The organism is Stappia stellulata, from assembly GCF_020176715.1.
Taxonomy (GTDB): Bacteria; Pseudomonadota; Alphaproteobacteria; order Rhizobiales; family Stappiaceae; genus Stappia.
Window position 1 is genome coordinate 248294 of sequence record NZ_JAIVMF010000003.1, and the last position, 21898, is coordinate 270191.

Genomic DNA, 21898 nt, shown 5'->3' on the forward strand with positions numbered 1-21898 from the left:
AAGCGCGGTCAATCGCAACCAACCGTTTCCCGCCCGACGGTCTCAGCTATTAGACATCCGTCGCATCCCGCGCGAAGGCCAGGACATCCCGGTCGTCCACCCGCACGCCGACGTCCATGCCGACAACGAACCGTCCGCCATCGCGGATGCGCGCCTGCAGCGGGAGATCGAGGCCATCCACCGCGATGTCGACCAGATCGACCTCGCCGATGAAGCGGCGACGGGTCACGCGGCCCGGCCGCCCCTCGCCCGGCTCTCCGAGGAGCACCCCTTGCGGCCGCACACAGACATCCACAGCCATCCCGGGCGCGATTCCCGGCGCCGGATGGCGGCCGAACGCGGTCTCGACCTCGCCGTCCCCGGCGCGCGCGTCGATCTCGTTGAGTTCGGAAAAGAACCGCGCGACGAACAGGTCCGCCGGATGGTTGTAGAGATCGTCGGCGCTGCCGATCTGCACCAGCCGCCCCTTGCGCATCAGCGCGATCCGGTCGCCCATGCGCATGGCTTCTTCCGGATCATGGGTCACCAGCATGCAGGTCGCCCGCGTTTCGCGCAGGACCGAAAGCGTTTCGTCCCGCACGGCATCGCGCAGACGTCGGTCGAGACCGGAGAACGGCTCATCCATCAGGAGAACGCCGGGCCGGGGCGCGATCGCTCGCGCCAGCGCGACGCGCTGCTGTTCGCCGCCGGAAAGCGCATGCGGATAATCCGCGTGATGCTCGGCCAGACCGACCCGCGACAACGCGCTCAACGCCGCATGCCGGGCATCGGGCTTTGCCAGATGGGTCAGCCCAAAGGCGACATTTTCCGCGATGGTCAGATGCGGAAACAGCGCGTAGTCCTGAAACATCAGTCCGACACCGCGCTTTTCCGGCGGGAGAAACCGGTCCGGCCCGGCCACTTCGCGTTCGTTGATCAGCACGCGTCCCGTCGTCTGGCGTTCCACGCCGGCCGCGATCCGCAACAGGGTCGTCTTGCCGCAGCCGGAATGCCCGAGCAGGCACAGCACCTCGCCGGGTTCCACGGACAGCGACACGGAGCGCACCGCCGGAAGCCCGGAATAACTGTGGCTCACCGCCTCGAACGACAGCCGTGCGGCAATCGTGGCTCCGGCTGTGCCGCGCACGCCCCACCGTTTGGCGAGGGGAGCGGCGGAAATGTCAGCTGTCACGGTCATCTGTTGTTTCGGAGCCTTCCGCCATCAAATCGAACAATTCTGCCTCGTCGATCGGGTCTTCCTCATCGCGCAGTTCGGCGGAATCGTCCGGAACGGGAACCGAAAAGCCGGCCGGCACGGCGCTGTCCAGCAGACCGGTTCCCTTCAATTCCTCCAGCCCCGGCAGGTCCGAGACCGATGTGAGCATGAAATGCTCCAGAAACGCGTCCGTCGTGCCATAGGTCACCGGGCGTCCCGGCGTTCGGCGTCGGCCGCGCATGCGGATCCATTCCGTTTCCAGAAGCACGTCAATCGTGCCGCGCGATGTGGACACGCCGCGAATCTCTTCGATCTCCGCCCGCGTCACCGGCTGGTGATAGGCGATGATCGCCAAGGTTTCCAGAGCCGCCCGCGACAGGCGCCGCTCCTCCACCTGTTCGCGGCTCAGCAGATACGACAGGTCCTCCGCCGTCCGAAAGCCCCATTTGCCGCCGATCTCCACCAGGTTCACGCCACGGGTCGCATAGGCCCGCTGCAAGTCCGCAATAACGGCCGGGATGTCGGTCTTGGCCGGCAGCCGTGCGGCGATTTCCTCCGCCCCCAACATGTCCCGCGAGGCGAAAAGCAATGCCTCGATCATGCGCATGGCGCTCAGGCGCTCCGCCGGAAACAGATCGCCGCCAGCCGCGCCTTCATCGGCGGCGTGGCTTCTGCCGCCCTGTTCGTCTTCTTTCCCGCGCATTACGTCTCGTCGCCTTCAGGTCCCGGGTCGTCATCGCCGCGCGCGTCGCCCGGCCTCGGCTCGGCGCGCCTGCGAAGATACAATGGTGCAAAGGGGCCGGACTGGCGCAATTCGATCGCGCCCTCCCGCACCAATTCAAGACTTGCGGAAAAACTGCTCGCCAGAACCGTGTTCGCCTGGGTGCCGTCTGCCATGTACCTCGCTAGATAGGCATCCAGAGGCGCCCAGTCCACATCCTTGCCCATCAGTCGCGTCAACAGGTCGCGCGCCTCCTGCAGCGACCAGACGGTTCGCCGTCGCACATGCACAGAGGTCACCGACGTCCGCTGCCGCTGTGCGGCATAGGCGGTCAACAGATCGTAGAGCGTTGCCGCAAACCGGCTCTTGCGCCGGATCGAGAGCGTCTCCGGGTCACCCCGGGCAAAGACATCGCGCCCGAGCCGGTTGCGGTTCATCAGCTTGGCCGACGCCTCGCGCATCGCTTCCAGCCGTCGCAGCCGAAAGGCGAGTGCAGCGGCGAGTTCCTCGCCCGTCAGCGCATCCTCATCCTTTTGCTCGGGGATCAGCAATCGGGACTTGAGGTAGGCGAGCCAGGCCGCCATGACCAGATAGTCAGCGGCAAGCTCCAGGCGCAACCGACGGGCTTCATTGACGAAATGCAGATACTGCTCGACGAGCGCGAGAATGGAAATGCGGGCAAGATCCACCTTCTGCTTGCGCGCGAGCGTCAGCAGGAGATCGAGCGGACCTTCAAAGCCGTCGACGTCCACCACCAGGGCCGGGTCCGTGGACGCGCGCGCGGCCTGGTCGGCGCCCGGCCGATCCGCATCCTCAAAGAAGGAGTCCTGCACGCATGCCCCCAACGCTTCCCGGCAAGCATCCCGTCATTGCCGCATGGGGAGTTTATACGATACCGGCAAGCAGCGCCGCAAACTCCGCCTGAAGCGCCTCACGATCCATCGGCTCGCCCTGACGGCGCGCGGCAATCGCGGCATCCGCCCGCCGCAGCGGCTCTCCGGCAAGCACCGGCGACGCCGACGCCACATCGCGCATCTCCGCGAAATCACCATTACAATGCAGGGCAAGATCGCATCCGGCCTGGAACAGGCTGCGAACCCGCGCCTGCATCTCCCCGCCAAGCGCCTTCATAGAGACGTCGTCGCTCATCAGGCAGCCCTGGTAGTCGAGCTCGCCGCGAATGATCGTGTCGATTACCGTCGAAGAACAGGTCGCGCAGACCTGGCTGTCGATCGCCGTATAGACGACATGGGCCGTCATCGCGAGCGGCAGGTCGCGCAAGGCGCGAAACGGCACGAAGTCGAGCCTGCGCAGGGTTTCCAGATCCGTGTCGACGACCGGCAGCGCCAGATGGCTGTCGACGGTTGCCGGGCCGTGTCCGGGAATGTGCTTCAGAACCGGGAGGACGCCGGCAGCCGCCAGCCCGTCGGTCATCGCACGGCCGATCCGCGCGATCACCTCCGGGTCGGACCCATAGGCCCGATCGCCGATCACGTCGCTGGTATCGCCCCGCGGCACATCGACGATGGGAAGGCAATCGACGGTGATGCCGAGATCCGCAAGATCGGCACCGATCAACCGGCCGCACAACCAGGCCGCCCGCAATCCTGCATCGCGTTCACTCGCGTGGAGTTTTCCGTAGACCGCACCGGGCGGGTAGTCCTGCACCAGCGGCGGCCGCAGACGCCGCACGCGCCCGCCTTCCTGATCGATCAGGACCGGAGCGTCCAGATTGCCGACGACGTCGCGGAAGTCCGCGACGAGATCGCGGATCTGCTGGGCGTCCCGGATATTGCGGGCAAACAGGATCAGGCCCCAGGGCCGCTCGTCGTCAAAAAACCGGCGTTCGTCCGCAGACAACCGGGTGCCGGAGCAGCCGGTGATAAATGCCTTGGTCATGGGAAAGTCTCGTCCGCTGCGCGGTTCGCTTCTAACCTTCGACGCGAACCGCCCTCACCTGTGCAATCAGTTGCGCCGCACGAAACAGTCTCCGCCGGCGGACTTCAAGCGCTCGCACAGCGAGATCGCATCGTCGCGCGACGACGCCGGGATACGGACCCGGTAGAAGGTGCCGCGATCCCCGAGGTCCGCGCGCTGGATCACCGGCGTCACACCACCCAGAACGCCCGAATAGCGCTGCCGAAGGTTGTCGAACGCCGCCTGAGCCTGATCCTGGGTGCGCTGCGACGACACCTGGACCACATAGGCCCCTGCCGGGATCGTGCCGCTTGCGGCCGGCGCCGGTGCCGCCGGCTGCGTCGCGCGCTGCTGGCTCGCCGTCAGATCGAGCGGTGCTGCGGTGCTGCGCGGCGCGGCTGCGGCCTGGCGGGGAATATCGGGCGGCGGAGCCGCACTTGCGGCCAGCGTCTGGATGTCGCCCGGCTTGTCCCGCGGAACATTTGCCGGCACCTCGCCGGCCACGGTCGGACCCCCGGCGGCCGGGCTGGTCGTCTGCTCCGTGTCGGCGCCCCCATCCGCGGACGGCGTTGCACCGGGCGCGGTCACGGGCGTCGTGGTGACCTGACGGGCATCGCCCGTCGGATTGACCGTGGCGACCCGTGACGGCGACGACGGGAGGGCCGTCGGCTGCCCCTGGGAGGGGGCCTGCGGGCTCTGCGATGCAGCCGGGCTTCCCGTGTCGGTCGGAGCCGCGCCATCGTCCCCGGAAATAATCGTTCCGTCGGGCCGCACCACCACGGTGCGCACCCGGCGCGGCCCGGCGGGCACGCGCGTCTGTGGGTCTCCCTCGGCGACAGGCGCCGGCGGGAGCGACGCGACCGGCGATTCATCGCGGACCACAAGGCGTTCCTCACGCGGGGTCTCGACCCCGCCGACCCGGTCGTAGATCAGCTTGCTCTGACCACTGGTCGCAGGCTCCTCGCCCTCCGGGTAAACCTTCAGCGGCTCGTCGGAGGCGGTGATCACCGGCGGCGGCCCGGCAACGTCCGACCCACCGAAATCGAAAAGGGCGAATACAGCGCCGCCCGCCACGACAAGGCCAAGCACGGCGGCGGCGGCGAACAACCCGCGACGGGACTTTTCCTCCGGCACCGCCTCCTGCTCCAGCGCGGAATGCGGCGGCAGGACCCCATGCCCACCGATCTGGGGATCGCCCTCGCGCATCGCCTGGGCGACGGCATCGAGATCATACCCCTCGGGCGGCGGCGGAGCCTCCGCATCTGCGCCGGCATAGAAATCCTCGTCGAAGGACGGGGCATAGGGGGCCTGGCGCGCTGGCGCTTGATCTTCGGACCAGCCGGTTGCCGGCGGATCCATCAGCAGATCGTCAAAACCCTCGTCTTGGCGGCTGTCGTCCACCGACCAGGCGGTGTCATCCGCCGAAGCGCCGATACGCGGGCCGAGGAGTTCATCTTCAAGGGACGCACTCAGATTGGCCGTGATCGCGCGTGTGCGTTCATCTTCAGAAACATAGGCATCTTCAGCGGGATAAGCGTCTTCCGCGCGGTAGTCCGCGCCTTCGCCGCCGTCTTCGTAGTGCGTCGGCTGATCGAAGGCAGGCTCAGCGGGATAGGCGTCCGGATCGTCACGGGACGCGGCATCCTCAAAGGCATAGGGGTCGCGGCCGTAATCCGTGGCGACGTCGCCGGACCGATTGACCGGGCCTTCCGGCCAATCGGCCTGGGGGGCGCGGGGCGCTTCGGCAAAACGCGCGTCTTCGGCCCAGTCGTCCGCTGTCGGCTCGCCTTGCCACGTATCGGCGTAGACGTCGTGCGAGCCAGCCGCATCGATGGCGGGAGAAGGCGCATCCTCGAGATCGGAGCGCCGTGCATAGGCATCGGAATAGTCCGCCTCGCCATGCGCCGGCGCAACCGGGGGAACGTCATGGGACGGCTCGAACGTCTCGTCCCAACCGCCACGCTCCGGCGCGACCGCGTCCCAGCCGGACGCATCGGCAGTGTCGGGACCGCCGGCAGGCGCCGCCGCAGGCTCATCGAAGCGCGGTTCGGCCATGGCGACGGGACGAAACTTGGCATTGCCCTCGCTGACGATGCGCGCCAGCTCGACGAGCGGATCCTCCTCGAACCCGCCGTGGCCGTCATCCGCGCGCCGGTCGCCGCGGTGGTCCGTATCGCTGACCGGATGGTTCGAACGGTTGGACATAATGCTGAGGACTTCCCCGCTGGATTGGACCGCAATCCGCGCGGCCGCAGGACCCTCCTGTCCTCATCGCATCTCTTCGGGCGCCGCGACACCCAACAAGGACAGGCCGGACGCAAGAACCAAGGAGACCGCATGAACAAGACCAAGGCGGGCCAACGTTAGTTGTCGATGTTCAGGGTTAATAAAACGTAATTGCGGCAAATCCTTGCCCTTGTTCCAGTGCGAATGCAGGGCGCTGGCCAGTTCGTGCAGGTAGAAGGCGACCCGATGCGGCTCATGTGCTTCCGCAGCGCTTTCCACAAGTCTCGGCCATGCAGCAAGGCGTGCGGCGATTTCCCGCTCGCCCGAATCGGTCAGCAGCGAGAAGTCGCTTTGCGCCAGGGCGGAAGACGACGTCTCGATATCGGGCATGTCTTCTGCCGCCTGCCGCAGTACGGAACGGCAGCGGGCGTGGCCGTACTGGACGTAGAAGACGGGATTGTCCTTCGACTGCTCGGTCACCTTCTTGAAGTCGAAATCGAGCGGCGCGTCGTTCTTGCGGTAGAGCATCATGAAGCGCACCGGATCGCAGCCCACCTCCTCGACCACATCGCGCAATGTCACGAAATCGCCGGAGCGCTTCGACATGCGCACGGGCTCGCCGCCACGGAACAGCTTCACCAGCTGGCACAGGCGCACGATCACCTTGGCATCACCGCCGGAAATCGCCCGTCCGACCGCCTCGAGGCGCTTGACGTAGCCGCCATGGTCGGCGCCGAGGATGAAGATCATCTCCTTGAAGCCGCGCTCGTATTTGGACAGCATATAGGCGACGTCGGCGGCGAAATACGTGTAGCTGCCGTCGGATTTCTTCAACGGACGGTCGATGTCGTCGCCATAGTTGCTGGCCCGGAACAGCGTCTGCTCGCGGTCTTCCCAGTCCTCCGGCACCTGCCCTTTCGGCGGCGGCAGGGTGCCCTCGTAAACGAGATCGCGGGCCCGCAGAACATCGAGCATCTTGTCGATCTCGGAGCCGTTGCCCTCCTGGCGCGCATGCAGGGTGCGCTCGGAAAAGAACAGGTCGTGATGCACGTTGAGCAGGGCGAGATCCGCGCGGATCAGGTCCATCATCGCCGCGATCGTGTCTTCCTTGACGAGCGCCAGCCGGCTGTCCTCGTCCATCTCGAGAAGCGCGCGCCCATGCTTTTCAACGAGCGCCTTTCCGACCGGGACGAGATAGTCGCCGGGGTACAGCCCCTCGGGGATCTTGCCGATATCCTCGCCCAGCGCCTCGCGGTACCGCAGGAAGGCCGAACGCGCGAGAACATCGATCTGGGAACCGGCGTCGTTGATGTAATATTCGCGGGTAACGTCGTAGCCGGCGAAATCCAGCAGCGAGGCAAGCGCGTCGCCCACGACCGCTCCCCGGCAGTGGCCGACATGCATCGGCCCGGTCGGATTGGCGGAGACATATTCCACGTTGACCTTCAGGTTGCCGCCCATGGTGGAGCGGCCGAAATCCCGTTCGTCGGCCAGAACGGCGCGCAGCACCCGCGTCCAGACCGCATCGGCCAGACGGAAATTCAGGAAGCCCGGCCCGGCGACCTCCGCGGAGAGAATGTCGCCCTTCCCCGCAAGTTCGCCGCTCAACCGTTCGGCGAGCGCGCGCGGATTGGTCTTGAGCGGCTTGGCCAGCACCATCGCCGCATTGGTCGCGAGATCGCCATGCGCGGGATCGCGCGGCGGCTCCACCACACAGCGCGCCAGCAAGGCCGGATCAACCTCTCCGTTGGGATAAAGCCGCGTGACAGCGTCACGAACCAGATCGGCATATTCGGTGAAGATGTTCATGTGCGACTTCTCTCGGCGCGGCCCGGTCCGGTGCGGCTTGCGCCCGGACCTGCGTGCGGCTTGTCTGTGAAACGGGCAGGCGGGCGACCTAGCCCAAATCCGGGGTATGGTCAAACAGGCGGCGATGCTCGTCGACGGCGAAACGGTCGGTCATGCCGGCGACGAAATCGCAAACGCGGCGGGCGAGACGGTCCGGCTCGTCGGGCCGCAGATCCCGGTGCCATTCCTCCGGCATCAGGCTCGGCGTCTCCATATAGGTGGCAAAGAGGTCGCGCACGATAGCGGCAACCTGCTTGCGGACCGCGAGCACACTGTCGTGCCGGTAGAGATTTGCAAACAGGAACGCCTTCACGGAGCGCTCCGACGCGGTCATTCCCTCGGAAAAGCTCACCACGGCGCCAGAAGCTGCGCGAATGTCCTCCACAGAGCGCGGCGCCAGCGCGGTCAACCGACGAACGGACTCCTCGATGACATCCTCGACCATGCGGGTAATCGAGCGGCGGACGATCTCGTGAATGCGCCGCGGCTCCTCAAGGTCGGGATAGCGTGCGTCGACCTCGTCGAGAATGTCCTTGAAGAACGGCACCGCGCGAATCTGCTCCACGCTGAGGAGCCCCGCCCGCAGTCCGTCGTCGAGATCATGGGCGTCATAGGCAATGTCATCGGCGATTGCGGCGGCCTGGGCCTCCGCACCCGGCCAAGTGTCGAGGCGCAGGTCCTGACGCGCCGCATTCGCCCGGATCGCGAAGGGCAGATCCCCGCCCGCGAATTTGCCGATCGGCTTGCCGTCGGCCCCGACCAACGGCCCATTGTGCTTTACCAGCCCCTCAAGGGTCTCCCAGCTCAGGTTGAGTCCGTCGAACTCCGCGTAGCGCCGCTCAAGGTTCGTAACGATCCGCAACGACTGCGCATTGTGATCGAACCCGCCATAGGGCGCCATGCAGGCATCCATGACATCCTCGCCCTCATGGCCGAAGGGGGTGTGGCCAAGATCATGGGCAAGCGCTAGGCACTCGGCGAGATCCTCGTCGAGCCGCAAGGCGCGGGCCAGCGAGCGCGCGATCTGGGAGACCTCGATGGTATGGGTCAGTCGTGTGCGGAAATGATCGCCCTCGTGATAGACGAACACCTGCGTCTTGTGTTTTAGCCGCCGGAACGCCGTCGAATGAATGATCCGGTCGCGGTCGCGCTGGAACGGCGTGCGCGTCGGGCTTTCACCTTCGGGAAACAGGCGTCCCGCGCTCCTGTCCGGGTCCGTTGCATAGGCCGCACGCGGCTGGGCGCCGTATCCTAGGGGGGCAGTCATCGGCTCTCCGTGAAATTCCGGCCCTCGCGCGGCACTGTCACGAGCGCGATTGCCGGCTTCATGCTGTTGACGCAGGCTCGCCCTGTTCATACCTATCAGGTAACGTCTTGCACAGACATGACGCTCGCGCGGCATCACTTTCTTTGCAGGCTTTTCGGCGGAAAAACCGCCAGCAACAGCCGGCGCGAATGCAGGACACGGCAAGAACGCCCTTCGGCGTGAACAGTGAGGTCTGGAAATGACCAGCGAAACAACCGTCACGGAAACGCAGGCCAACGGGGCCGTTTCCGTTGCCTCCGCATCCGGGGACAGTGTGACCGTCAGCCCCTCCGCGATCCGGCGGATTGCCCGCATCCTGTCGGGAGAACCGGCGGGAACGATGCTGCGCATCAGCGTCGAGGGCGGTGGATGCTCCGGGTTCCAGTACAAATACGATCTGGTGACCGACCGCGAGGACGATGACGTCGTCATCGAGGAGGCCGGCGCGATCGTGCTCGTCGACCCGGTGTCGCTGCAATACATGAGCGGATCTGTCGTCGACTATGTCGATGACATCATGGGGCAGTCGTTCCAGATCAACAATCCGCTCGCCTCCGCCGGATGCGGCTGCGGGACGAGCTTTTCCATCTGACGCCTTTCGCCCGCCCCGGCCGCGGCGCGCAGCTCTTGACCAGGAACATCCGTTGAAGATCGCCACTTGGAACATCAATGGCGTCAAAGCGCGCCACGACACTGCCCTCGCCTGGCTTGAGGAAGCCAGGCCCGACATTGCCTGCCTGCAGGAAATCAAGTCGGTCGACGAGGGGTTTCCGGCGGCCGGGTTCGAGGCGCTGGGCTACCAGGTGGAGACGCATGGACAAAAGGGCTTCAACGGCGTTGCCCTGCTCAGCCGGCTTCCGCTTGAGGACGTCTCGCGCGGCCTGCCCGGCGACGACGAGGACACCCAGGCCCGCTACATCGAGGCACGGGTGAATAGCGCCTCCGGCCCGGTGCGGGTCGGATGTCTCTATCTGCCCAACGGCAATCCGCTGGGAACGGAGAAATTCGACTACAAGCTGAAGTGGATGGAGCGCCTGCACCGCCATGCGCAGGACTGCCTTGCCCGCGAGGAAGCGTTTGTCCTTCTCGGCGACTACAATGTGATCCCCGAACCGCGCGACGCAAAAAACCCGGACGCCTGGCGCGACGATGCGCTGTTCCAGCCGGAAAGCCGGCGCGCGTTCCGCGCGCTTGAAAACCTCGGACTGTCCGATGCGCTGCGCCTGACCAACCAGAACGACGGTGTCTACAGCTTCTGGGATTATCAGGCCGGCGCCTGGCAGAAGAACAACGGCATCCGCATCGACCACCTGCTTCTGTCGGCGGAAGCGGTCGACCGTCTGGAGCGCACGGGTGTGGACCAGCATGTGCGCGGCTGGGAAAAGCCGTCAGACCATGTGCCGGTCTGGGCCGAATTCGCCGATTGAGCGCAAACGGATTTGCGCTGAGCGTCAGGCGCGGCGTCACGAAGTGACGTAGCGGAAAAAGCGTGATTTCCGTCAGGATATGCTATGATTGCGCCATGCATGGGTCATGGCAGATTTCACGCCGCCTGCGCGGCGGCATCCTGGCAACGGCGGCATTGACCGCACCGCTTCTGTTCGCGGCAAGCGCTGCCTCCCAGCAGAATAGCCGCCCCGCCTGCACATGCCGCTTTTTCGGTCAGGACTATCACCTTGGCGAGACGATCTGCCTGCGCGGACCGGACGGACCGCAGCTTGCCCGCTGCTCGATGCTTCTCAACAACACGACATGGACGCCGCTCAAACAGGAATGCCCGACCACGCGGCTGCTGCCAGGCACATCCGGCACGCCGGACGGTGACACGGCCAAGCCAAGCGCGGGCTGACCCGCGGGGCGTCACCGGGACGGCAGGTCCCGCGCTGAAGCATCAGGGGATTTCGCGACAAAAGCCGACGGCGGCTACTGCCGGCTGTCGGCGAGAACGGACGGGTTCGCCTGCATCCAGGATTCCGCGAGGCTTGCGGAGCGGCGGCGAACGCTTTCCTCGGCCAGCGAGAAACTGCGCTCCTGCAACTCGGTGATCCAGGCCTCATCCGCGCCGCTTGCCCGACGCTGCGCGACGGTCAGCCACATCAGGCCGGCAACCTTGTTGTCGAAGCCGTGGAAGTCGCCGGTATAGAGCAATTCGCCAAGCCGCGCCTGCGCCTTCAAGTGCCCTTTCTTCGCCGCCAGCTTCAGCCAGCGCGCCGCCATGCGCACATCCCGGCCGCTTTCGTCGAGATACAGCATGCCCAGGTGATACTGCGCATCCGCATCACCGAAATAGGACGCGGCATAGCTGAAGATCTCGCGCGCCCGCCCGATGTTGGGCTTGATCGCACTGTCGTTGATCCCCGTCAGGTAGTAGGAGCCGAGCTCGACAAAGGCGCTGGCGATGAAGGGTGCGCGGGGCGACGACGGGCTGTCGTCGGCATAATTGGAGGCGATCTCGCGGAAATACTCGAACGCCTTGATGTCGTCTTCCTTGACGCCGTCGCCGCGCGAATACATCCGGCCGAGCTTCCAGGCCGCAAGCGGATGGCCGTTCTCGGCGGCAAACCGAAGAGAGTCGAGCGCACGCTCCTTCTCGCCGGCGTAATAGAAGCGCGTTCCGGCACGCAACGCCTCGCCGGGGGAGATATCATGCGCGCTTCCAGCAGCACCCGACATGCGGGCTGCCGCCGCTGCGGCAGAATCCTGTGCGTTCGCAGGTCCCGCGACGGCCGCGCACATCATGACAGCGCTGAGACAACCAAAAACAGTGATCCGCATATTTCGTCCGCCTGATGACACATGGCGGCGGTTTTCCCGCGCCGCGCGTCTGCGCCTTCTTTCCCTGTGGGCAGCCTCAACCGGATGAAGACCGCACCGAATTCACTCGCAATGACCGAAGTGCCAGACTTCGGTTCTCATGCTCGTCATCCCGCTAACCGACAGCGGGATACTGCCCCCTGTGATACTCCGTTCAGAAGGCGAGACTGCGGCTGCGACCTGACATCACCGAGACAAAACCGCCGCAATCCCGTCACAAGTTCGAGGCCTCACCTTCTGTTCGCAAAGATGGCCGAAACACGGCATTCAGGGCAGGTCGAACGCCGTGCCTGCAGACGGCTGCAACACTGTTGCGCCGCGGCCACAGAACGCGGGCCTCACCCGGCAACGATGATCAGGACGGCATTGGCAAACAGCATAGCGGCGGCAATCAGATCGATTTTCCCGGCCTTCGGCCTTGACGAATGGAACATCCTGCGGTCCTCCTCTGTCTTCGTTCTGGCGCCAGGCGGCACCACCTCTCCTCACCTGGAGACGATAGCGCGAACCGGTTGAAAAACGGTTTGCAGATTGCCGCGACGCAAGATCCTTTGCCAAAAGACGCGCCATTGGCAGAATCATGGGCGATTCGGGCCGTCGGCCCTTCCCCGACCTGGACAACATATGACCGCTGACGACGATCTCTTTTCCGGCAACGGCCCCGCCGCCCGGCCCGCTTCCGAGCCAGCGCCCCCGGTCTCATCCGCTGCGGCGACCGCGCCGGCGCGCGAAAGCCGTGCGGCCGAACCGCGCAAGCCGGCACGCTCGCGCTTTTCGGAAAGCGCGGACTACACTGCCGACGACATCGAGGTTCTGGAGGGACTGGAACCGGTGCGGCGCCGTCCGGGCATGTATATCGGCGGAACGGACGAACGGGCGCTGCATCATCTGTTTGCCGAAGTCATCGACAACTCGATGGACGAGGCCGTAGCCGGTCACGCGAGCTGGATCGAAGTGTCACTCACAGCCGACGGCTATCTGAGCGTCGCCGACAATGGCCGCGGCATCCCGGTCGACCCCCATCCCAAGAACCGCGACAAGTCGGCGCTCGAGGTCATCATGACCACGCTGCATGCCGGCGGCAAATTCGACAGCAAGGTCTATGAAACCTCCGGCGGCCTGCATGGCGTCGGCGTGTCGGTGGTCAATGCGCTGTCCGACGACCTGATCGTGGAAGTCGCACGCGCGCGCAAACTCTATCGCCAGCGCTTCCAGCGCGGCGTACCGGTCGGACCGCTGGAATGCGTCGGCGACGTGCAGAACCGGCGCGGGACGCTGGTGCGGTTTCACCCGGACCCGGAAATCTTCGGCAAGAACGCGGCGTTCCAGCCTGCCCGCCTGTTCAAGATGGCGCGGTCGAAGGCCTATCTGTTTTCCGGCGTCGAGATCCGCTGGCGCTGCGCCCCGGAGCTGGTCTCCGGCAAGGATGAGGTCGAGGCCGAAGCGACCTTCCATTTCCCCGGCGGCCTGCGCGACTACCTGCAGGACGCGCTTGGCAAGGAACGCCGGGTGATCGAGGACACATTCGCCGGCCGCACCAAGGACACCGGCCGGCACGGATCGGTCGAATGGGCCGTCACCTGGTTCGCCGGCGACGGCTTCGTCCATTCCTACTGCAACACGGTTCCGACACCGGAAGGCGGCACCCATGAGACCGGGCTGCGCTACGCCTTGCTGCGCGGCCTCAAGGCCTACGGCGAGCTCGTCGGCAACAAGAAGGCGTCGATCATCACCGGCGACGACATCGTCACCTCCGCGGGCGCGATGCTGTCGGTGTTCATCCGCGAGCCGGAGTTCGTCGGCCAGACCAAGGACAAGCTCGCCACCGCCGAAGCGACCAAGGTCGTGGAAAACGCCGTCCGCGATGCCTTCGACCACTGGCTGACGGCCGCACCCAACCAGGCCAACAAGCTCCTGGACTGGGTGGTCGAGCGCGCCGACGAACGGCTGCGGCGGCGCCAGGAAAAGGACGTAGCGCGCAAGACCGCGGTGCGCAAGCTGCGCCTGCCGGGCAAGCTGGCCGACTGCGCCTCGAACCAGGCGCAAGGGTCCGAACTCTTTATCGTGGAGGGCGATTCGGCCGGCGGCTCCGCCAAGCAGGCCAGAAACCGCAAGACCCAGGCCGTACTGCCGCTGCGCGGAAAGATCCTCAATGTGGCGAGCGCCGGCCGCGACAAGCTTGCGGCGAACCAGCAGCTTGCCGATCTCGTCCAGGCGCTCGGCTGCGGCACGGGAAGTTCCTACCGCGACGCGGACCTGCGCTACGAGAAGATCGTCATCATGACCGACGCGGACGTCGACGGCGCTCATATCGCGTCCCTGCTGATCACCTTCTTCTACCGCGAGACCCCCGAGCTGATCCGCAACGGCCATCTCTATCTGGCCGCTCCGCCGCTGTACCGGATCAGTCAGGGCGGCAAGACCCTCTACGCCCGCGACGATGCTCACAAGGATGCCCTGCTGGAGAGCGAGTTTCGCAAGAACGCCAAGGTCGACATCGGCCGGTTCAAGGGGCTGGGCGAGATGCTTCCCGCGCAGCTCAAGGAAACCACCATGGATCCGGACAAGCGCACCCTGCTCCAGGTCCGGATTCTGGAAGAAGACGGGGCATCGACCAAATCCTCGATCGAGCGCCTGATGGGAAACAAGCCGGAGGCCCGGTTCCTCTTCATCCAGGAAAACGCGCAGTTCGCCGAGGAACTCGATATCTGATCTGCCGGCAAGAGAGGCAGCGGTCAACCAGAGCGACCGCGACAACGGAAAGCAGAAAACGGTGCTCAGGGCCATTCTCAATGCAGTCGAACGGCGACGCCGTCCGATGCACGATCACCATTATCTCGTCCTCTCCGGGATCGGTCTGGCCTATGGCCGCTGCCCCAATGCCGCGAGCGAAAGCCTTCGCGTTTCGCTTCTGGCACTGAACGCCCGCCACGCCGGTGACGGCGGGGCCGCGACACCGGCGCACGGTCGCTATGCAACGGGAACCCTGGCCAACTGGACCGACGGAATGACGCTGCTTTCGGCACGCCAGCTCGAGCGGCTGCATCCCGGGGCCTTGGTCTTCGCGGCGATCCGCGATCCGGTTACGCGTCTGGCAGCCTGCTACGCCCGCGACTTCGACATGGGCTGCAATGCACCGGCTTCGTCGCGTTTCCTCGGATTCCGGAAGGGAATGAGCTTCGATGCCTTTGCAGCCTGGGTCTGCGGCATTCCCGACCGGAAGAGCCCCAACGCCTTTCGCGGTCAGGCGGATATTCTCCTGCACAAGGGACGGCTGCTGCCGGACCATTTGATCCGGTTCGAAAGCCGGCAGGCGGACTGGGATGCCCTTCGGGGCACGGTGAAAGCGAAGAACGGGATCGATATCGGCCCCCTGCTTGAAGCCGACAACACGTCGGAACCGGAGATCGCGGCCGTAGCGGCCTCGCTCGCCCCCTCTCTGCGCAAGACCGTGAAGCAGCGCTACCGGCGCGACTATGAGCTCCTCCTTCGCCAGGACGCTCCGCGCTGAAAGGCGGGGGCCATCCGAAACCCGGTTCAAGGACCCTGCCCCTGCCATGATGACACTGGGTTCCCTGTTCCTCGGAGCCTTCCTTGCCGCCACCCTGCTGCCCTTCTCCTCGGAGGTGATGCTCGTCGCGGCGCTCGTGGCGGGCGAAATCCAGCCGACGCTGCTCGTCGCGGCGGCCGCAGCCGGCAACATCCTCGGCTCGCTCGTCAACTGGACGCTCGGGCGCTTCTTGCTCACCTGGCAGCATCGACGCTGGTTTCCCTTTTCCCCTGCGCAGATCGCAAGGGCGTCGGACCGTTTCTCGCGCTATGGCAGCTGGTCGCTTCTTTTCGCGTTCCTTCCGGTTATCGGCGATCCGTTGACCTTCGTCGCCGGCGTGCTGAAGGTGCCCTTCTGGCGCTTCACGGTTTTGGTCTCGATCGGCAAGATCGCGCGCTACGCCGCCCTCGCCGCCACCGTGTAGCCGGTTTCGACGATCCAGGCCGCGACGCCGGCAGAGGCACCGTTTCCCCCGACCCCAAATCATCTTAGACTGCAGCCTGTTTCATCGAACGCGCAAGATGAGGAGAGACCATGCGCAGCATTCCTCACCGCAACCGGTGGCCTCGCTTTGTCCCGGTCGCCTTGCTCGCCGCCTCGATCTCTTTGGGCCTTGGCGTCCAGACGGCACTGGCGGACCCGGTCAAGCAGCTGGTGGAGACCCTGCCGGACAGCGTCGCCGCGCTCTCACGCATTCCCGGGGTTGAGGGCTCGCCGCTCTCCTTTGTCGTCGTTCGCGAAGAAACCGGCGACAGGCTGTTCATCGTGTCATCGAACATGGCAAACACGGCAAGCGAAGTGACCGAGGCGCGGACGCTGTCGGCAAGAATCACCGGCCTGCGCAGTGAACTGGACAGTTACGGCCTTGTTGCCTTCGTCGACCTGCAAACATCGGGCGGCGAGGAAACGACCTACGAACTCTTCCTTGAAGGCGAGGACCCGTCGGCACACACCTTCCAGCCGGCAAGTAACTGACGCCACCACCGTCGGATTGCACGATGGGCAATTCTTGGGTCACTACGTATGGCGACTTTGCGTCATTGACATTTTATTTTCCAACTGTAGTGTGCGCGGCAAAGCAGCCGGGTTGGTGGACAACACCGACGCCGGTACGGTTTCCAATCATGCAATCAAGGTAATATGTCCTTTTCCTCACTTGGACTGAGCGAAAAAGTACTCGCCGCCGTCGCGGCCGCCGGGTACACCGAGCCCACCCCCATTCAGGCTGCGGCAATTCCGCATGTGCTTGAACGCCGTGACGTTTTGGGCCTTGCCCAGACCGGCACCGGAAAGACGGCGTCCTTCACACTGCCGATGCTGACGCTGCTTGAGAAGGGTCGCGGGCGGGCGCGCATGCCGCGCACGCTCATTCTCGAGCCGACGCGCGAACTCGCCGCCCAGGTCGAGGAAAACTTCAACCGATACGGCGTCAATCACCGCCTGAACGTCGCGCTGCTGATCGGCGGCACGTCCTTCGGGGACCAGGATCGCAAGCTGGACCGCGGCGTTGACGTTCTGATCGCGACGCCGGGACGCCTGCTCGACCACACCGAGCGTGGCAAGTTGCTGCTGCAGGGCGTTGATATCCTGGTGATCGACGAAGCCGACCGCATGCTCGACATGGGCTTCATTCCCGACATCGAGCGGATCTGCAAGCTGATCCCGATGACGCGTCAGACCCTGTTCTTCTCGGCGACCATGCCGCCGGAGATCCAGCGTCTGGTCGATACCTTCCTGCATAACCCGGCCCGGGTCGAGGTGGCCCGCACCTCGTCGACCGCGGACACGGTGACCCAGCAGGTGGTCGCATCCGGCGGCAAGGATTTCGACAAGCGCGAGGCGCTGCGCAAGCTGGTCGACGAAGCGGAAAACCTCAAGAACGCCATCGTCTTCTGCAACCGCAAACGGGACGTCCAGACGGTGTTCCGGTCGCTGCAGCGTCACGGCTACTCGGTCGGCGCCCTTCATGGCGACATGGACCAGCGCTCGCGCATGGCGACGCTTGACCAGTTCCGCAAGGGCGAGCTGACGCTCCTCATCGCAAGCGACGTGGCCGCGCGCGGCCTCGATATTCCCGACGTCAGCCACGTCTTCAATTACGACCTTCCGACCCATGCGGAGGATTATGTCCACCGCATCGGCCGCACGGGTCGCGCCGGACGCAGCGGCGTCGCGATCTCCATCGTGACAGGCAGCGACCAGAAATATCTGGCGGGCATCGAGAAGCTTATCGAACGCCCCCTTGCCTGGCATGGCGACCCGATCGATTTCGAGAGCGCCTCGGCGGAGCAGAAAGGGCGCCGCCGGACGGGCGGACGCACGCCGCGCGACGCCGAAGCCGATGGCGAGGCCAAGCCGCGTCGCCGGACGCGCGCGGGCGGACGGGATCGCAAGGCCGCGGAGCCGGACACAGCACCTGCCGAGGAAAAGGCCGTCGCCGATGCTCCGGCACCGACATCGGCCCCGGCAAGCCCGGAGCCGAAGGTCGAAGCGAAACAGTCCGAGAACAAGGCACCGCCCAGACGCGGGCGCAGCCCCAAGCCTGCCGCACAGGACGAAAAGCGTCCATCTTCAAAGCGGCGTCGCGGAAACGGTGGCAAGGATGATGAGCCGGTAATCGGACTGGGCGATCACGTTCCGGCGTTCCTGCTGCGCGATACCCGGCCCAAGAAAGCAAGTTGACGCGCGGCATCGCGAACCGGGAAAATCGGGGCCGCATACCGTAGCGGAGGCTGGGTCCTGTGTTCGCTCAGCCTTAACGGTACCTTAAACCTTGGCAGTCAATATTCTCGCCAACTCTAAGGAATTGCGGCGCGACCAAGTATTGGGTTTGCCCGCTGGTGTGTTTGGAACCGTGAATGGCCCAGGAAGACGACCACAAGCGAACGATCGTCTACGGCGATGCGGCGATCAAGTACATTCGCAAGAATGAACTTCCTGCATATCCTCGGTTCTATGAGCTCTGGTACACTTACGCGGCCGGCTTCAACCACTCTCTCAACCGCGCTGTAAACGAAATTGCCGGCTCGACCGGCAAGGTCACCACCGAGCAGCTTCAGCAAATCTACAACGGCTTTCTGTCCCCGACGAAACTCGGGGACCGCATCGATGAAGTCGGAGAAAAGATCTCGGACGAGATCCGCGATATGGTCGACATTCTGGGACAAAGCGTCGATAGCGTCGCGGAATATGGCGCCTCGCTTGCCGGGGCCCAGTCTCAGCTTGAAGAGCTTGAGGATCCGACACAGCTGAAGCGTGTCGTCAGCCACATGATCAAGGCGACCAAGAGCACGGCCGCCTCGAACAAGGCACTCGAAGACCAGCTTATGGAGTCGCGCAAGCAGATCGAAGAGCTGCAGGAGAGCCTGGAAGCGATCCGCTATGAATCGCTGACCGATGAACTGACCACCCTCAGCAATCGCAAGCATTTCGATCACACGATCGAACGGGTGGTGAAGGATGCCGGGGAATCCCAGGAGCCGCTGTCGCTGCTGCTGACGGACATCGACCATTTCAAGAAATTCAACGATACCTTCGGGCACCAGACCGGTGACCAGGTCTTGCGGCTTGTCGCCCTCGCCGTGAAGCAGAACGTCAAGGGCCACGACATCGCCTGCCGCTATGGCGGCGAGGAGTTTGCGATCCTGCTGCCGCACACGTCGCTGCGCCAGGCCGTCACCGTTGCCGAGCACATCCGGCGCGCGGTGCTGTCGAAGGAACTGGTGAAACGTTCGACCGGCGAGAATCTCGGCCGGATCACGATTTCCATCGGCGTGTCGTCGTTCAAGCCGGGCGATACCGCCCAGTCGCTGATCGGACGCGCCGACACCGCGCTCTATGCCGCCAAGGCCGCCGGGCGCAATCTCGTGCGCTGCGAAACCGACCCGGACGTCCAGAGCGACAGCCGCGTCGCCTGATCCGGTTGCCCACCGACACCGCTTGAAGAAAAGACGCTGCCGGCGCATTCAAGTGCCGGACCGTAATCCTGTGCGTTTCAGGGATTGCAGACCCGGACAAGCCCCCCACCCTCGACCAAAGTGCCGGCCGGAGATGTCCGGCGCGGCGTCGCCTTGGCATGCGGCTGTGCGTAAAACCGCGCGTCCCGACCTCAGCCCGGCGCGTTGGCCGGCTGAAAACCGTCGGCGTCGGCGGCCTTCAGCGACACGGATTCGCCGCAGCCGCAGGCCGAGACTTCGTTGGGATTGCGGAAGACGAATCCCGAGCGGAACTTGGTGACCTCGTGGTCCATCTCGGTTCCGAGCAGGAACAGGACAGCCGACGGGTCGACATAGATGCGCACGCCCTTGTCCTCGATCACATCGTCGCCGGGCTTGGCCTCCTCGACGAGCGACATGTCGTACTCCATGCCCGCGCATCCGCCCTTCTTGATGCCGACGCGCAGCCCGAGAGCGTCCTTGTCGGAGTTCTCGATGATTTCGCGAACGCGCCCTGCTGCGGCTTCGGTCAGCGTCAGGACTTGAAATTTCGATGCCATCGCAGTGTCCAATCCAGCAGTCCGGGAAATTCGGGCGCCTTGCGCATGGCGCGCAGGGCGCGGGTTTTGCGCGGCGACGAACCGGTTCGGCGCGCCGCGCACGATTAAATGTCTCGGAACCCGCAGTCCCGAGCCTTCATCTCAATATAGGGCGCCGGCCGGGTCAATACCAGTTGAGGGCGATCTTGGCTTCTTCCGACATGCGGTCCGGCGTCCACGGCGGATCGAACACCATGTTCACATTGACCGGGCCGACACCGGCAACGGAACTGACCGCATCCTCGACCCAGCCGGGCATCTCGCCGGCGACCGGGCAGCCGGGCGCGGTCAGCGTCATGTCGACCGAGATCGACCGGTCGTCCTCGATATCGACCTTGTAGATCAGGCCAAGCTCGTAGATGTCGCAAGGGATCTCGGGATCATAGACGGTCTTCAACGCGCCGACGATATCCTGCGTGATCTGCTGCAGCTCATCCGCGGGAATGGCGCTGCCGCCGGAGCCTGAAATTTCCGCTTGCGCCTCTCCGACACCCGTATCGGTCATGGTCGAATGTTCACTCATGGCATCCTCACGCAAAAAAGTCCTGAGCCTTTTGCAAGGCGGCGACGAGACTGTCGACCTCTTCAATGGTGTTGTAGAGACCGAAGCTTGCCCGGCAGGTCGAGGTCACGCCATAGCGCGCCAGAAGCGGTTGCGCGCAATGGGTACCGGCGCGCACCGCGACGCCTTCCCGGTCGATCACCATCGAGACGTCATGGGCGTGAACCCCCTTCATCTCGAAGGAAATGATCGCGCCCTTGCCCGGTGCCTCGCCGAAGATCCGGATCGAATTCAGTTTCTTTAGCTGCTCCTGCGCATAATCGCGCAGGCGCGCCTCATGCGCGGCGATGCGGTCGCGGCCGATCGCATCCATGTAGTCGAGCGCCGCGCCCAGCCCGATCGCCTGAACGATCGGCGGCGTGCCCGCCTCGAAGCGGTGCGGCGGGGCGTTGTAGGTCACGCCGTCCTCGGTAACGTCGAGGATCATCTCGCCGCCGCCGTTGAACGGAGCCATCTTTTCCAAAAGCTCCATCTTGCCCCAGAGCACGCCGATGCCCGACGGGCCGTAGACCTTGTGCCCGGTGAAGCAATAGAAGTCGCAGCCCAGATCCTGAACATCGACCGGCATATGCACGGCCGACTGGCTGCCGTCGACCATGACCGGCACGCCGTGGGCATGGGCGATCTCGCAGACCTGCTTGATCGGCACGACGGTGCCCAGCACGTTCGACATATGGGTGATGGCGACCATCTTGGTGCGCGGGCCGATGGCCTGTTCGAAGGCGTCCAGGTCAAACGACCCGTCCTCGCGCACATAGACCCACTTGAGAACCGCGCCCTTGCGCTCCCGCAGGAAGTGCCAGGGCACGATGTTGGAATGGTGCTCCATGATCGTGAGAACGATCTCGTCGCCCTCGCCGATGTGCTGAGCCCCGTAGGATTCGGCCACGAGATTGATCGCCTCCGTCGTCGAGCGGGTGAAGATCACCTCGTCGACCGACGGCGCGTTCAGGAAGCGGCGCACGGTCTCGCGCGCCGCCTCGAAGTTTTCCGTCGCGGTGTTCGACAGATAGTGCAGGCCGCGATGGACATTGGCGTATTCATGCGAATAGGCCCGCGTGACCGCATCGATGACCGCTTGCGGTTTCTGTGCGGACGCCCCGTTGTCGAGATACACCAGCGGTTTTCCGTAGACTTCCCGCGACAGGATCGGGAAGTCCCGGCGCACCGCCGCGACGTCGTAGGTGGCAGCCGCATCCGCAGCCGGATTCGCGCTCAACGCCAT

The 21898-nt window shown here is 64.9% G+C and carries 20 protein-coding genes; 9 read left to right on the forward strand and 11 right to left on the reverse strand.

Translation table 11 applies throughout. The features are described 5' to 3' along the window. Positions 1-49 precede the first annotated feature (49 nt). The 7 genes from LC092_RS05910 to LC092_RS05940 all read right to left on the reverse strand — a co-directional run bounded on the left by LC092_RS05910 (position 50) and on the right by LC092_RS05940 (position 9174). Entirely contained in the window at positions 50-1177 is a 1128-nt protein-coding gene (locus tag LC092_RS05910; protein ID WP_224805515.1) for an ABC transporter ATP-binding protein, read from the reverse strand. Further along, positions 1161-1898: an SMC-Scp complex subunit ScpB gene (gene scpB / locus LC092_RS05915; protein WP_224805516.1), complete on the reverse strand. Its 738-nt coding sequence runs from the start codon at positions 1896-1898 to the stop codon at positions 1161-1163. The genes LC092_RS05910 and scpB overlap by 17 nt, the downstream gene beginning before the upstream one ends. Then, positions 1898-2749, reverse strand: coding sequence for a segregation and condensation protein A (locus LC092_RS05920; protein ID WP_224805517.1), 852 nt, complete (start codon positions 2747-2749; stop codon positions 1898-1900). Before LC092_RS05920 ends, scpB begins: the two co-directional genes overlap by 1 nt. A gap of 52 nt (positions 2750-2801) precedes the next feature. After that, entirely contained in the window at positions 2802-3815 is a 1014-nt protein-coding gene (gene nagZ / locus LC092_RS05925; RefSeq protein ID WP_224805518.1) for a beta-N-acetylhexosaminidase, read from the reverse strand. A gap of 66 nt (positions 3816-3881) precedes the next feature. Next, the gene (locus LC092_RS05930; protein ID WP_224805519.1) at positions 3882-6038 is read right to left on the reverse strand and encodes an SPOR domain-containing protein; all 2157 of its coding nucleotides are present in this window, start codon (positions 6036-6038) and stop codon (positions 3882-3884) included. A gap of 63 nt (positions 6039-6101) precedes the next feature. Beyond that, entirely contained in the window at positions 6102-7868 is a 1767-nt protein-coding gene (argS, locus tag LC092_RS05935; RefSeq protein WP_224805520.1) for an arginine--tRNA ligase, read from the reverse strand. 88 nt (positions 7869-7956) lie between these two features. Next, positions 7957-9174, reverse strand: coding sequence for a deoxyguanosinetriphosphate triphosphohydrolase (locus tag LC092_RS05940; RefSeq protein ID WP_224805521.1), 1218 nt, complete (start codon positions 9172-9174; stop codon positions 7957-7959). Positions 9175-9412: 238 nt separating this feature from the next. Here LC092_RS05940 and LC092_RS05945 point away from each other — a divergent pair, with 238 nt between their 5' ends. From LC092_RS05945 to LC092_RS05955, 3 genes are all read left to right on the forward strand, one after another. Continuing rightward, positions 9413-9805 (forward strand): HesB/IscA family protein, encoded by a 393-nt coding sequence (locus tag LC092_RS05945; protein ID WP_224805522.1) that lies wholly within the window; start codon positions 9413-9415, stop codon positions 9803-9805. Between the two features lie 52 nt (positions 9806-9857). Further along, positions 9858-10640, forward strand: coding sequence for an exodeoxyribonuclease III (xth, locus tag LC092_RS05950; protein ID WP_224805523.1), 783 nt, complete (start codon positions 9858-9860; stop codon positions 10638-10640). A 95-nt stretch (positions 10641-10735) separates the two neighbouring features. After that, positions 10736-11062: a hypothetical protein gene (locus LC092_RS05955; RefSeq protein ID WP_224805524.1), complete on the forward strand. Its 327-nt coding sequence runs from the start codon at positions 10736-10738 to the stop codon at positions 11060-11062. Positions 11063-11136: 74 nt separating this feature from the next. Here the strand turns inward: LC092_RS05955 and LC092_RS05960 are convergent, their stop codons facing one another. Further along, positions 11137-11886: a tetratricopeptide repeat protein gene (locus LC092_RS05960; RefSeq protein ID WP_224805525.1), complete on the reverse strand. Its 750-nt coding sequence runs from the start codon at positions 11884-11886 to the stop codon at positions 11137-11139. Between the two features lie 765 nt (positions 11887-12651). Between LC092_RS05960 and parE the strand changes: the two genes are divergently transcribed. From parE to LC092_RS05990, 6 genes are all read left to right on the forward strand, one after another. Continuing rightward, positions 12652-14739: a DNA topoisomerase IV subunit B gene (gene parE, locus LC092_RS05965; RefSeq protein WP_224805526.1), complete on the forward strand. Its 2088-nt coding sequence runs from the start codon at positions 12652-12654 to the stop codon at positions 14737-14739. Between the two features lie 106 nt (positions 14740-14845). Further along, positions 14846-15538 (forward strand): sulfotransferase family 2 domain-containing protein, encoded by a 693-nt coding sequence (locus LC092_RS05970; protein WP_224805527.1) that lies wholly within the window; start codon positions 14846-14848, stop codon positions 15536-15538. Between the two features lie 46 nt (positions 15539-15584). Continuing rightward, positions 15585-16001, forward strand: a complete 417-nt coding sequence (locus LC092_RS05975) for a YqaA family protein (protein ID WP_224805528.1) — start codon at positions 15585-15587, stop codon at positions 15999-16001. 110 nt (positions 16002-16111) lie between these two features. Beyond that, on the forward strand, positions 16112-16552 hold the full coding sequence (locus LC092_RS05980; protein WP_224805529.1) for a hypothetical protein: 441 nt from the start codon (positions 16112-16114) through the stop codon (positions 16550-16552). Positions 16553-16717: 165 nt separating this feature from the next. Then, complete coding sequence (locus tag LC092_RS05985) at positions 16718-18259, forward strand: DEAD/DEAH box helicase (protein WP_224805530.1); 1542 nt, start codon at positions 16718-16720, stop codon at positions 18257-18259. A gap of 176 nt (positions 18260-18435) precedes the next feature. Beyond that, entirely contained in the window at positions 18436-19494 is a 1059-nt protein-coding gene (locus tag LC092_RS05990; RefSeq protein ID WP_224805531.1) for a diguanylate cyclase, read from the forward strand. A gap of 191 nt (positions 19495-19685) precedes the next feature. Here LC092_RS05990 and sufA read toward each other — a convergent pair whose 3' ends face one another. From sufA to LC092_RS06005, 3 genes are all read right to left on the reverse strand, one after another. Further along, positions 19686-20072: a Fe-S cluster assembly scaffold SufA gene (sufA, locus tag LC092_RS05995; protein WP_224805532.1), complete on the reverse strand. Its 387-nt coding sequence runs from the start codon at positions 20070-20072 to the stop codon at positions 19686-19688. Between the two features lie 163 nt (positions 20073-20235). Further along, positions 20236-20634, reverse strand: a complete 399-nt coding sequence (locus tag LC092_RS06000) for an SUF system Fe-S cluster assembly protein (RefSeq protein WP_412103527.1) — start codon at positions 20632-20634, stop codon at positions 20236-20238. 7 nt (positions 20635-20641) lie between these two features. Next, the gene (locus LC092_RS06005; protein WP_224805533.1) at positions 20642-21898 is read right to left on the reverse strand and encodes a cysteine desulfurase; all 1257 of its coding nucleotides are present in this window, start codon (positions 21896-21898) and stop codon (positions 20642-20644) included.